The sequence below is a fragment of the Caloramator sp. ALD01 genome, from assembly GCF_000472625.1.
GTDB lineage: Bacteria > Bacillota > Clostridia > Clostridiales > Caloramatoraceae > Thermobrachium > Thermobrachium proteoclasticum.
In genome coordinates this window covers 1-12,689 of the sequence record NZ_AXAA01000027.1, presented here as the reverse complement: position 1 = coordinate 12,689, position 12,689 = coordinate 1, and the positions used below count along the sequence as shown (strand labels likewise).

Annotated in this window: 13 protein-coding genes, 1 tRNA gene and 1 rRNA gene; all 15 read left to right on the top strand. The window is 32.8% G+C overall.

What is annotated here, in order from left to right:
• Positions 1-21 precede the first annotated feature (21 nt).
• Positions 22-1,398, top strand: coding sequence for a tRNA lysidine(34) synthetase TilS (tilS, locus tag A3M9_RS0109705; RefSeq protein ID WP_027309055.1), 1,377 nt, complete (start codon positions 22-24; stop codon positions 1,396-1,398).
• A complete protein-coding gene (gene hpt / locus A3M9_RS0109700; protein WP_027309054.1) occupies positions 1,391-1,933 on the top strand; it encodes a hypoxanthine phosphoribosyltransferase in 543 nt (180 codons plus the stop codon). The genes tilS and hpt overlap by 8 nt, the downstream gene beginning before the upstream one ends.
• Before the next feature lie 69 nt (positions 1,934-2,002).
• On the top strand, positions 2,003-3,820 hold the full coding sequence (gene ftsH / locus A3M9_RS0109695) for an ATP-dependent zinc metalloprotease FtsH (RefSeq protein WP_027309053.1): 1,818 nt from the start codon (positions 2,003-2,005) through the stop codon (positions 3,818-3,820).
• A gap of 11 nt (positions 3,821-3,831) precedes the next feature.
• Entirely contained in the window at positions 3,832-4,233 is a 402-nt protein-coding gene (locus A3M9_RS0109690) for a thioesterase family protein (RefSeq protein WP_027309052.1), read from the top strand.
• A gap of 148 nt (positions 4,234-4,381) precedes the next feature.
• Positions 4,382-4,735, top strand: coding sequence for an OadG family protein (locus A3M9_RS0109685; protein ID WP_035166335.1), 354 nt, complete (start codon positions 4,382-4,384; stop codon positions 4,733-4,735).
• 13 nt (positions 4,736-4,748) lie between these two features.
• The gene (locus tag A3M9_RS0109680) at positions 4,749-5,081 is read left to right on the top strand and encodes a biotin/lipoyl-containing protein (protein ID WP_027309050.1); all 333 of its coding nucleotides are present in this window, start codon (positions 4,749-4,751) and stop codon (positions 5,079-5,081) included.
• A gap of 14 nt (positions 5,082-5,095) precedes the next feature.
• Positions 5,096-6,244 carry a sodium ion-translocating decarboxylase subunit beta gene (locus tag A3M9_RS0109675; RefSeq protein WP_035166330.1) on the top strand — a complete coding sequence of 383 codons (1,149 nt, stop codon included), beginning with the start codon at positions 5,096-5,098 and terminating at the stop codon, positions 6,242-6,244.
• A gap of 93 nt (positions 6,245-6,337) precedes the next feature.
• Positions 6,338-7,114, top strand: a complete 777-nt coding sequence (locus tag A3M9_RS0109670) for a type III pantothenate kinase (protein WP_027309048.1) — start codon at positions 6,338-6,340, stop codon at positions 7,112-7,114.
• 4 nt (positions 7,115-7,118) lie between these two features.
• Positions 7,119-8,081, top strand: coding sequence for a tRNA dihydrouridine synthase DusB (dusB, locus tag A3M9_RS0109665; RefSeq protein WP_027309047.1), 963 nt, complete (start codon positions 7,119-7,121; stop codon positions 8,079-8,081).
• An 84-nt stretch (positions 8,082-8,165) separates the two neighbouring features.
• Entirely contained in the window at positions 8,166-8,690 is a 525-nt protein-coding gene (locus A3M9_RS0109660) for a transcriptional regulator (RefSeq protein WP_027309046.1), read from the top strand.
• A gap of 10 nt (positions 8,691-8,700) precedes the next feature.
• Positions 8,701-9,630, top strand: coding sequence for a hypothetical protein (locus A3M9_RS0109655; protein ID WP_027309045.1), 930 nt, complete (start codon positions 8,701-8,703; stop codon positions 9,628-9,630).
• Positions 9,631-9,832: 202 nt separating this feature from the next.
• The gene (gene greA / locus A3M9_RS0109650; protein ID WP_027309044.1) at positions 9,833-10,315 is read left to right on the top strand and encodes a transcription elongation factor GreA; all 483 of its coding nucleotides are present in this window, start codon (positions 9,833-9,835) and stop codon (positions 10,313-10,315) included.
• A gap of 17 nt (positions 10,316-10,332) precedes the next feature.
• On the top strand, positions 10,333-11,853 hold the full coding sequence (gene lysS, locus A3M9_RS0109645) for a lysine--tRNA ligase (protein WP_027309043.1): 1,521 nt from the start codon (positions 10,333-10,335) through the stop codon (positions 11,851-11,853).
• A 285-nt stretch (positions 11,854-12,138) separates the two neighbouring features.
• Positions 12,139-12,213 (top strand) — tRNA-Asn (locus tag A3M9_RS0109640).
• 194 nt (positions 12,214-12,407) lie between these two features.
• Positions 12,408-12,689 (top strand): 16S ribosomal RNA (locus A3M9_RS0109635); the annotation flags it as partial.

Here is a 12,689-nt window from a genome sequence, read left to right as displayed (position 1 = left end):
AATAGATGGAAGTGGTGAAATATGAAGGAGAAGGTTTTATCTTACATAAAAGAAAATAGGTTGATTGAACCTAATGACAAAATAGTAGTTGGTTTATCTGGAGGCCCAGATTCTGTTTGTTTATTGCACATTTTATGTTCCTTGAAGGAAGAGTTAAATATAACTGTCTATTCAGCCCACGTAAATCATATGATAAGAGGAGAAGAAGCTTTAAGGGATGAGGAGTATTCAAAGAAGCTATCGGAAAAATTAAATGTAGAACATTTTAGTACAAGGGTTAAGGTAGAAGAGTTTGCAAAGGAGCATAGGATGACATCTGAGGAGGCAGGCCGATATATACGATATAAATTTTTTGATGAAGTATTAAGTAAAGTTGGTGCAAATAAAATAGCTCTTGCCCATAATATGAACGATAATGCAGAGACTATTATTATGAACTTAATAAGAGGAACTGGAACTTTAGGGCTTATTGGAATACCAAATAAAAGGGATGGAAAATATATAAGACCTATACTTTGTTTGACAAGGGATGAAATAGAAAAATACTGCCAAGAGAATGAATTAAATCCGCAGATAGATAGTACTAATAAAGAAAGTATATACACAAGGAATAAAGTAAGATTAGAACTTATACCATATATAAAGGACCATTTTAATCCCAACATAGTTGAAAATTTAAACAGGCTCTCTCAAATAATAAAGAGTGATGAGGATTTTTTACAATGTTATGTAGAGGACATATTGAACAATTATTATATTAATAATCGATTTAGTATTGAAGGTTTTAATAAACAGCATATAGCTATAAAAAGAAGAATAATAAGAAAAATGATTGAAATGGTATATGGAAGTATAAGTGGAATAGAGCAAAGACATATAGATGATTGCATAAATTTAATACTAAAGGGCGAAACGGGGAAATATGTTGTATTGCCCCACGGTATTGTTTGTAAAATAGAATATCAAAACTTTTTAATTGATACTATAAAGGATGATAGTATTGAATATGAATACAAAATTAAAATACCAGGGATTACCTATATACCTGAATTGAATGCAAAAATTTATACAAATATATTAGAAAATTTAAATAATATTAACCATAATACATTTATAAAATATTTTGATTATGATAAAATAGGAAATGATATAACTGTAAGGAGCCGAAAAGCTGGAGACTATATTATCTTAAGTGGAATAGGTGGAAAGAAAAAAATAAAGGACTTTTTTATAGATAAAAAGGTTCCAAGGGATAAGAGGCATACCATACCACTTATAGCAAAGGGGTCTGAAATAATCTGGATAATAGGTATGCGTGAAAACAGTCTATATCGCATAGATGATAAAACCAAAAAGATTCTTGAAATAAGATTTGAAAGAGGTGCAGGGAATGAATAAGGATTTAAAGAAAATACTAATAAATGAAGAAGAAATTAAAAAAAGAGTTTGTGAACTTGCAGAGGATATTATGAGGGATTTTAAGGATGAAGAACTTTTTTTTATAGGTGTATTAAAGGGTTCTGTTGTATTTGTTGCTGATTTGATGAGATGTATTAAAAATGACGTAACAATGGATTTTATGGCAGTATCAAGTTATGGTTTATCATCTCAAACCTCAGGTGTAGTTAGAATTTTAAAGGACTTAGATTTTGATATAGAAGGCAAAAATGTTGTGATAGTTGAAGATATAATTGATACAGGAACAACTTTAAAATATCTATATGAATACTTAAAAAAGAGAAACCCTAAGGAATTAAAGATATGTTGTCTTTTAGATAAACCTGAAAGAAGAAAGGTTGATATAAAGGCTGATTATATAGGCTTTACAATACCAGATGAGTTTGTTGTAGGATATGGACTTGATTATGCAGAAAGGTTTAGGAACTTACCATATATTGCTGTTGTTAAGGAGGAAGTCTATGCAAACAAATAATTGTATATATTATAATATTATGATAAAATTAAAAAATATAAGTTGCTAATTTGAGAGGGGGGGCTTAAGTTGAAGAATTCATTTCTAAAAAGTGCAAGTGCTTGGATACTTATTATATTAGCTTTTTTTGTAGCAGTAACTTATTTTGGCAATCCAACGACAAAAAAGGAGCAGTTCACATATACAAAGCTTGATACTGCCATAAGTGAAGGAAAGGTTAAAAAGATTATAGTTGACGTAGATACAGGCGAAGCATCAGGTGAACTTTTAGATAAGACACAATTTAAGGTTAATATAAACTCAGCTGAAAAATTACAAGAAAAGGTTGATGAGTATAATAAAACTCATTCTACAAAAATAGATTTGGAATTTATACCTCCAACTAAATTTCCAGTTTGGGTATCAGCAATACCAAATATATTAATGCTTATTATGCTTGGTGTTGTATGGTTTATATTTATTCAACAATCACAGGGAGGCGGCGGCAAAGGAGTAATGAACTTTGGAAAAAGCCGAGCAAAGCTTGTTAATAATGATAAGAAGAAGGTAACATTTAATGATGTTGCGGGAGCTGACGAAGAAAAGCAGGAACTTGAAGAAGTGGTTGATTTCTTAAAACAGCCAAGAAAATATATAGAGCTTGGTGCAAGAATTCCAAAGGGTGTGTTACTAGTAGGTCCTCCAGGAACAGGTAAAACACTTCTTGCAAAGGCAGTTGCAGGTGAAGCAGGAGTACCTTTCTTTAGTATAAGTGGTTCAGACTTTGTTGAAATGTTTGTTGGTGTTGGTGCATCAAGAGTAAGAGACCTATTTGATACTGCAAAGAAAAATGCTCCTTGCATAGTGTTTATAGATGAAATTGATGCTGTTGGTAGACAAAGAGGTGCAGGTCTTGGTGGTGGACACGATGAAAGAGAACAAACTCTAAATCAACTCCTTGTTGAAATGGATGGCTTTGGAACAAATGAAGGAATAATTGTAATTGCAGCAACAAATAGACCAGATATATTAGACCCAGCATTACTTAGACCAGGTAGATTTGATAGACAAATAGTTGTAAATGCTCCAGATGTAAAGGGTAGAGAAGAAATATTAAAGGTTCACGCAAGAAATAAGCCTCTTGATGAAAATGTAGATTTAAAGATAATAGCAAAGAGAACTCCAGGTTTTTCTGGTGCAGACCTTGAGAACTTGATGAATGAAGCGGCGTTATTAACAGTTAGAAAAAATAAAAAGTTAATTGGAATGGAAGAATTAGAAGAGGCTATAACAAGAGTTATCGCAGGACCAGAAAAAAAGAGCAGAGTAATGAGTGAAAAGGAAAGAAGACTTACGGCTTATCACGAAGCAGGTCACGCTGTAGTTATGAAGCTTTTACCAAATGCAGCACCTGTTCATCAAATAAGTATAATACCAAGAGGAAGAGCAGGAGGATATACACTTGCACTTCCAGAAGAGGATAAACACTATGCTTCAAAGACAGAATTAATAGAAGAAATTGTTGGATTACTTGGTGGAAGGGTTGCAGAAAAGCTTGTTTTAAATGATATAAGCACAGGTGCAAAAAATGATATTGAAAGAGCAACAAACATAGCAAGAAAGATGGTAACAGAATATGGAATGAGCGATGTTTTAGGTCCTATTGAATTTGGTTCAGGACACGAAGAGGTATTCTTAGGACGTGACTTTGCAAAATCAAGAAACTACAGTGAAGAAGTTGCAGCTTTAATTGATAAAGAAATTAAGAATATAATTCACGAAGCATACGAAAGAGCAGAAAATTTATTAAAGGAAAATATGAATAAGCTTCATAAAGTTGCTGAAGCACTACTTGAAAAAGAAAAACTTGAGGCGGATGAGTTTGAATCGATTTTTAATCAAGCATAGGGGTGACAAAGGTGAAGGAGATTAGGGTTGGAAAGAAACATATAATTGAGAGGATATCTGAATCTAAGGATTCTGCTATAAACTATGCAAGTGGAGGGGTGGATGTTTATTCTACTCCTGCTATGGTAGGGCTAATGGAGTGTGCAGCAAAGGAATGCTTAGATGAGTTTTTAGAGGAAGGTTATTCAACTGTTGGAATAAGTTTAAATATTAAGCATCTTGCTGCAACACCTATTGGTATGAAGGTTAGAGCAGAGGCTGAGATTGTTGCTGTAGAAGGTAAAAAGATTGTATTTAAAGTAGAAGCCTTTGATGAGGTTGAAAAAATCGGGGAAGGAACACACGAGAGATTTATAGTAGATATGAATAAGTTTTTAAATAAAGTAAATAGTAAATTAAAAAAGGAAGAGTAACTTTTACTCTTCCTTTTTTAATTACCCTTAGATACATAGTATGATTTAAAATTTTAAAAAATATGAAATTTTTATTGCAAAATATATTAAAATTTGAATAACAATGTGGTAAAATAAATAATAAATATATAATAGGGAGGGGAATGAGTTGAACTTAGGAGATAGGCTGCTTTTAGGAATAAATACTACAATTACAGCAATGCTAATAGTTTTTGTAGTTTTAATATTCCTTGGCTATGTGATTAAGATTATTTCACTATTTGTAGAAAAAATGAATTTAAACAGTCATAAAAGTGATGAGGTGGATAATAAGAGTGAGGCACCAGTTTTAAAAGAAGAATTTATTTGGACACAAACAACAGGTAGTGTATGTGGAGAACTTAAGTTAGAAGCAGAACTAAATGATGAGGAAGCAGCAGCTATTTTAGCTGTAATAGCACACGAGTTAAGAAGGCCTTTAAATGAAGTCAAAATTAAAAGTATAAAATTAATAAATAGATGATGGGAGGATTTGTATGAAAAAGTATATAGTAACTATAAATGGTAAGAAATTCGAGGTTGAGGTTGAAGAGGTGTCAAAAAAGGAGCAAACAAGTGTGATAGAAGCAAAAAAGGAGACTGCTGTTTCATCCCACGACAAAGATGTAAAGGCACCAATGCCAGGTACAATTTTGGATGTTAAAGTAAAAGTTGGAGACAAGTTTAAAAAGGGAGATGTGCTTTTTATATTAGAGGCAATGAAGATGGAGAATGAAATAATGGCAGGAGAAGATGGAGTTATAACTGAAGTTTTAGTTAGCAAGGGAAATAGTGTATCTACTGATGAGATACTTGCAAAATATAAATAGTAGGGGGAAGTTATATGTTCTTGGATATGATGTTAAATGCATTTAAGGATATAATTAAGACATCTGGTTTTTTACATATGACGTGGGGTCAGTTTATAATGATTTTGGTTTCTTTGGTTTTAATCTATTTGGCAATTGTAAAACAATTTGAACCTTTATTATTACTTCCGATATCCTTTGGTATGCTTTTGGCAAACTTGCCTATAACAGGTATAATGGATGCACCAAAGGATGGACATATGGGTGGACTTCTTTGGTACCTTTATCAAGGAGTTGAAAAGGAAATTTATCCACCACTAATATTTTTAGGTGTTGGAGCTATGACGGATTTTGGACCACTTATTGCAAATCCGTCCAGCATAATACTTGGTGCGGCTGCTCAATTTGGTGTGTTTATGGCCTTTTTAGTAGCACTTTTATTAGGGTTTACTCCACAGGAGGCGGCATCAATTGGTATTATTGGAGGAGCCGATGGCCCTACATCAATTTATTTAGCCTCTAAGCTTGCACCTCATAGATTGGGTGCTATTGCGGTTGCCTCATATTCATATATGGCACTTGTTCCTCTGATTCAACCACCTATAATGAAGTTGCTTACAACTAAAGAGGAAAGAATGGTAAAGATGGATCAGCTAAGAAAGGTTTCAAAGGCTGAGAAAATTATATTCCCAATAGTTGTTACTATATTGGTATCGCTTCTTTTACCGTCTGTTGCACCATTAATTGGAATGCTTATGCTTGGTAACCTATTTAGAGAAAGTGGAGTAGTAAATAGACTGTCCGATACGGCTCAAAATGCTATGATTAACATAATTACAATATTTTTAGGTGTTACAGTTGGGGCTACTGCAAATGCAAAGAGCTTTTTAAACTTTGAAACAATTGCAATCACTGCATTAGGACTTGTAGCCTTCTCCTTTAGTACAGCAGGTGGAGTTTTGCTTGGTAAGCTTATGTATAAAGTAACTAAGGGAAAGGTAAATCCACTTATAGGTTCTGCAGGAGTTTCAGCTGTTCCTATGGCAGCAAGGGTGTCTCAGGTTGTTGGACAAAAAGAGAATCCATCAAATTTTCTTCTAATGCACGCTATGGGGCCTAATGTTGCAGGAGTTATAGGTACTGCTGTTGCAGCAGGTGTACTTCTCACTCTATTTGGAAGATAAGAGGTCTAAGGACCTCTTATTTTTGTTGAATTTTATAAAATAAGTTGCTACAATGTAAATGATGTGTTAAATATGAGTAAGGAGTGCGTAAATATGTTATTAGTTTTTGATGTAGGTAATACTAATATAGTATTAGGTGTTTATCAAGACAAAAAGCTTGTTATCGATTGGAGAATAGCAACTACCACACAAAGAACTGCTGATGAATATGGGATTGTTGTGATAAATCTATTTGAAAAGGCTGGGTTAGACTATAAAGATATAGACGCAGTAGTTGTTTCTTCTGTTGTTCCAAATATTATGTATTCTTTAGAACATATGATAAGAAAATACTTTAAAGTAGAACCACTTGTAGTTGGACCAGGAATAAAAACAGGTATAAACATAAAATATGATAATCCAAAGGAAGTTGGAGCAGATAGAATAGTAAATGCTGTTGCTGCTCACGATATATATAAAAGACCTTTAATAATAGTTGACTTTGGAACTGCAACAACATTCTGTGCTGTTGGCAAAAATGGAGATTATTATGGTGGTGCAATAACACCAGGAATAAAGATTGCAAGCGATGCACTCTTTGAAAGAGCAGCTAAACTCCCAAGAATAGAACTTATTAAACCTCCTACAGTTATATGTAAAAATACTGTACAAAGTATGCAGTCAGGTATTATATATGGATATGCTGGACTTGTAGACAATATTGTTACAAAGATGAAGGAGGAGATGAGGGAGCTAAAGGAGGAAACACCATATGTAGTTGCAACGGGAGGTCTTGCAAAATTAATTGCAACTGAAAGTAAAACAATCGATGAGATAAATCCATATTTAACATTAGAGGGATTGAGAATAATATACGAAAAGAACAGGTGATTATATGAACATAGGAAATTTTGTTCCAGAAAATAATGTTTTTTTAGCACCAATGGCTGGAGTAACAGATAAAGCATTTAGAATTATATGTAAAGAATTTGGTGCTGGACTTGTTTATACAGAGATGGTAAGTTCAAAGGGTTTATATTATGGAAGTCAAAGAACAGAGTTTATGTTAGACATTGATAGCAGGGAAGCACCAGCAGTTGTTCAGATATTTGGTTCAGACGCTGATATAATGGGGTTTATGGCAGAAAAAATAAGTGAAAAAGAAGAAGTAGCATTTATAGATATAAATATGGGATGTCCTGCACCTAAGATAGTGAAGAATAAAGAGGGTTCGTACCTTATGAAGGAACCAGAACTTGCTAAGAGGATTGTAAAAAGAGTTGTGGAAAAATCAAAAAAACCCGTCACTGTTAAAATACGAAAAGGTTGGGATGAAAACAGTGTAAATGCAGTGGAATTTGCTAAAATGCTTGAGGATTGTGGAGTTAGTGCTATTGCTATACACGGAAGAACAAGAAGCCAAATGTATGAGGGAAGGGCAGATTGGGATATAATAAAAAAAGTTAAAGAGAGTGTTAACATACCGGTTATAGGCAATGGAGACGTGGTGACTTGTCAAGACGCAAAAAGATTATTAGAGCATACAAACTGTGATGCTATAATGATTGGACGTGGGGCATTAGGCAATCCGTGGATATTTAAAAAGGTTGTCACCTATCTTAAGGAGGGTATAATTTTAGACGATCCAAATCCTCAAGAAAAGATTGATTTTGCAATAAGACATCTTGAGATGATGTATGAGTTTAAAGGACAACGTGGTGTAATAGAGATGAGAAAACACATTGCTTGGTATTTAAAGGGTTTAAAGAATGCGACGGTAATTAGGGATATGGTTAATAGGATTGAAGCTAAAGAGGAGATTATTAAGCTTCTTGAGAGTTACAAGGGGACTATATAAATTATAGTCCTTTTTTATATTGAAATGTAATGTTAAAAGGTATAAAATGTAATTGAGCACAAATTGTGCACCAGGAGGTATGATATGGATTTTGTAAGAATAGGTGATAAAACAATTAGTGTTTCAAGAATAAATAAAAAAATTGAAGAAATAATAGAACTTAGGGGGAAAGGGTACTCTCAACAGGAGGTTGCAAAAATACTTGATGTTGATAGAAGTTTTATATCAAGGCTTGAGAGCATTGGAGAAGTTCGTAAGGGAGGAGATATAGCCGTTATTGGCTTCCCTATAAAAAACAAAGAAGAAATTTCAGAGGTTTTAAAGGCTTTTAATGTTGAGTACATACTTCTTATGAATGAAGAGGAAAGGCAGAATTTTATAAAAAAACAGGGTGGTAAAGAACTTCTTGAAAGTGTACTTAAGATAATATCAGATGTTAGAAAATATAAACATTGTATTATTATTGGTTCTAATGTTAGAACAAAAATCCTATCAAAGTTATTAGATAGTCACGTATATACAATAGAAATTGGTGATTCACCCTTAAAAAATGATATATATGTTGAGCCGCAAAAGGTTTTAGACATTATAAAAACAATAATAGAATAGGGGGATATTTATGAAAAAAGTTGTTTCTGTAAGTTTGGGAGCATCTTCAAGAAATCATACAGCTGAGGTTGAGCTTCTTGGTGAAAAATTTATAGTTCAAAGAATAGGAACTGATGGGGATAAACAAAAGGCTATAGAACTTATAAGTGAATTAGACGGTGAAGTTGATGCCTTTGGTATGGGGGGAATAGATTTATATTTATATAATGCAAGCAAAAGGTATGTAATTAAAGATGCAATACCTATGATGGAGGCTGCAAAAAAAACTCCTATTGTTGATGGCTCAGGCCTAAAAAATACTTTAGAGAGAAGGGTAATAAAATACATAGATGAAAATGTTTTTTCGCTAAAAGATAAGAAGGTACTTATGGTTAGTGCTGCTGATAGATTTGGTATGGCAGAAGCACTTCATAAATACGGTGCAGATATAACCTTTGGAGATGTGATTTTTGCACTTAATATACCTATACCTATAAGAAGCTATAGAGTTTTTCAAGCGGCAGCAGACATTATTCTTCCTATTGCTTGTAGAATGCCCTTTGAAAAATTGTACCCAACAGGGAAAGAACAGGAAGTTAATGTTGAAAAATTTGAAAAGTACTTCAACGAAGCTGAAATAATAGCTGGAGATTTTCTGTTCATTAAAAAATATATGCCTAAGGATTTAAGAGAAAAGGTTATTATAACTAATACTGTTACAAAGGAAGATGTGGAAGAATTAAGAAAAAGAGGAGCATATATGTTGATTACAACAACACCTGAATTTAAAGGAAGATCCTTTGGTACAAATGTTTTAGAGGCAGTATTGGTTACATTAATAAATAAACCACAGAACGAAATAACAAGTGATGATTATAACTTAATGCTTGATAAATTAGGTTTTAAACCAAGGGTTGTAGTTTTAAAACAAGATGTAGCTAAGCAGGAAATAGCAGAATAAATTATGAAAATTTTGAATTTGGGACATAATGCCTAATATAATTATTGACACTAACTATTAGGTGTTTTATAATAACTTCAATGGCTAATAACAAGCACTGTAAGTTTACTTATGGTGCTTGTTATTAATTATAAAATGTGTTTTATTATTAAATATTTAGCATATAATATTATAAATTTAATGTTAAAAGGGGAGTAATAATATGGCAGAAAACAAACAAGTTATTCTTACATATGAAGGAATTAAAAAAATAGAAGAGGAATTAGAATACCTAAAAACAGTAAAAAGAAAAGAAGTAGCACAGAAGATAAAAACTGCAATTTCCTATGGAGACTTAAGTGAAAACTCAGAATATGATGAAGCAAAGAATGAACAAGCATTTGTAGAAGGAAGAATAGCAACACTTGAGAATATGCTAAAGAATGCAAAAGTAATTGATGAAGAAGACATTAAAACTGATGTTGTATCAATAGGTTGTATAGTTAAAGTAAAGGACTTAGAATATGGAGATGAAATGGAATTTACAATAGTAGGTTCTGCAGAGGCGGATTTTAAGAAGATGAAGATTTCAAATGAAGCTCCTATAGGAAAGGGATTAATGGGTAAAAAGGTTGGAGATAAGGTTGAAATTCAAGTACCAGATGGTACAATAACTTATGAAATATTAGAAATTAAAAGACATTAAAAATGGAGGTATAAAAGATGGCAAATGAAGAACTAAATCAGGTTGAATTAAATCAACTTGAAGAGGAGTACAACGAGCTTATAAGACAGAGAATACAAAAGCTTGAAGAATTAAAAGAAAAAGGACAAGACCCCTTTGAGATAGTTAAGTACGATAGGACTCATACATCAAAACAAATAAAGGATAATTATGAAGAGCTTGAAAATAAGACAGTTAGAGTTGCGGGACGTCTAATGTCAAAGAGAATTCACGGTAAAGCTGGTTTTAGCGATATACACGATAGATATGGAAAACTTCAACTTTATGTAAAGATTGATAATGTTGGTGAAGAAAAGCTAAAGTTCTTCAAGAGCCTTGATTTAGGTGACATAATTGGAGTTGAAGGAGAGGTATTTAAGACTAAAACAGGAGAGATAACAGTTTTAGTTAAGGACTTTACTCTACTTACAAAGTCATTAAGACCTCTTCCAGAGAAGTGGCACGGATTAAAGGACCCAGATTTAAGATATAGACAAAGATATGTTGATCTAATAGTTAATGATAATGTTAGAGATACATTTATAAAGAGAACTCAAATAATAAAGGCAATAAGAAAATTCTTAGATGATAGAGATTACATAGAAGTTGAAACCCCAATCTTATCACCAATTGCAGGTGGTGCAGCAGCAAGACCTTTCATAACTCACCACAATGCTTTGGATATAGATATGTATTTAAGAATTGCTACAGAACTATATCTAAAGAGATTAATTGTTGGTGGATTTGAAAGAGTATACGAAATTGGAAAGAATTTCAGAAATGAAGGAATAGACGTAAGACACAATCCAGAGTTTACTGCAATAGAACTATATCAAGCATATGCGGATTATAATGATATGATGGAACTAACTGAACAGTTAGTTGAGTTTATATGTAAGGAAGTTTTAGGTACAACAAAGGTTACATACCAGGGTACAGAAATAGACTTTAAAGCACCTTGGGATAGGATAACTATGAAGGATGCTGTTAAAAAATATGCTGGAGTAGATTTTGACTCAATTAAATCAGACGAAGAAGCAAGAGAAATAGCAAAAAAGATGAAGGTTGAAGATGAACTTAAAAAGGAATTGAAGGATTGTAATAAAGCAGATATATTAGTTGCTTTATTTGAAACATATGCAGAAAAGCACTTAATTCAACCAACATTTGTATTAGACTATCCTGTTGAAGTTTCACCACTTACAAAGAAAAAACCAGATGATCCAGCCTTTACTGAAAGATTTGAAGCTTATGTATTTGGAAGAGAAATTGCAAATGCATATTCAGAGCTAAACGATCCTATTGATCAAAAGGAAAGATTTTTACAACAACTAAGAGAACGTGAACTTGGTGATGATGAAGCGTATATGATGGATGATGATTTTATAAATGCACTTGAAATAGGTATGCCTCCAACAGGGGGATTGGGTATAGGTATAGATAGATTAATAATGTTCCTAACTGATTCATATTCAATCAGGGACGTTATTCTATTCCCAACAATGAAGCCTACAAAATAATTTGATTTTATTAATTGAATTACAGAATGATATGCTATATAGGCTTAACTGACCAAGAATATATATATTCTTGGTCAGTTTTATATAGTTTTAGTTTTGATTTATATTATTGAATATAGTCTGATATTTATAAATGAGCAAATGTAGTCTATAGATTTATTTAAAAGGCTTATATTTAAATAATTGTGTTATATGTCAACTAATATAACAAAAAATTCTAATAAAAAAATATAAAAAACATATTGCAAAAAATAAAATTATTGATATAATATAATCTGTAAGCGTTCCACGGTAGCTCAATGGTGGAGCATCCGGCTGTTAACCGGAGGGTTGGAGGTTCGAGTCCTCTCCGTGGAGCCAATTTAATTTTAAAAAAGATATTGACAAGTAGTAAAAGGCATAATATAATAAATTATGTTGTTAGTGACACCAAAAAAGAAATAAAAATAAAAAGGTGTTGACAAGATAAAAAAGACGTGATAATATAAATAAGCGTCAACGGTCCTTGAAAACTGAACAGCGAGAGCGAACGTACCAAATAAGAAGCTAGGTTATAACATGAGAGTTTGATCCTGGCTCAGGACGAACGCTGGCGGCGTGCCTAACACATGCAAGTCGAGCGATATGGAGGTTGGATGTTAGAGGTTAGAGGTTTGAATAGAAGAAATTCCTACGGAATTTCAACAAGTATCCAACTTCTAATTTCCAACATCTAACCTCTATATAGCGGCGGACGGGTGAGTAACACGTGGGTAACCTGCCCTTGAGAGGGGGATAACAGGTCGAAAGGCCTGCTAATACCGCATAACGCTAAGAAGCTGCATGGCGTCTTAGCC

Bases quoted from the DNA above. Each gene is read 5' to 3' on its own strand.
- dusB (WP_027309047.1), top strand. From the start codon at position 7,119: ATGAACATAGGAAATTTTGTTCCAGAAAATAATGTTTTTTTAGCACCA.
- A3M9_RS0109660 (WP_027309046.1), top strand. From the start codon at position 8,166: ATGGATTTTGTAAGAATAGGTGATAAAACAATTAGTGTTTCAAGAATA.
- A3M9_RS0109675 (WP_035166330.1), top strand. From the start codon at position 5,096: ATGTTCTTGGATATGATGTTAAATGCATTTAAGGATATAATTAAGACA.
- tilS (WP_027309055.1), top strand. From the start codon at position 22: ATGAAGGAGAAGGTTTTATCTTACATAAAAGAAAATAGGTTGATTGAA.
- A3M9_RS0109670 (WP_027309048.1), top strand. From the start codon at position 6,338: ATGTTATTAGTTTTTGATGTAGGTAATACTAATATAGTATTAGGTGTT.
- A3M9_RS0109680 (WP_027309050.1), top strand. From the start codon at position 4,749: ATGAAAAAGTATATAGTAACTATAAATGGTAAGAAATTCGAGGTTGAG.
- lysS (WP_027309043.1), top strand. From the start codon at position 10,333: ATGGCAAATGAAGAACTAAATCAGGTTGAATTAAATCAACTTGAAGAG.
- greA (WP_027309044.1), top strand. From the start codon at position 9,833: ATGGCAGAAAACAAACAAGTTATTCTTACATATGAAGGAATTAAAAAA.
- A3M9_RS0109655 (WP_027309045.1), top strand. From the start codon at position 8,701: ATGAAAAAAGTTGTTTCTGTAAGTTTGGGAGCATCTTCAAGAAATCAT.
- hpt (WP_027309054.1), top strand. From the start codon at position 1,391: ATGAATAAGGATTTAAAGAAAATACTAATAAATGAAGAAGAAATTAAA.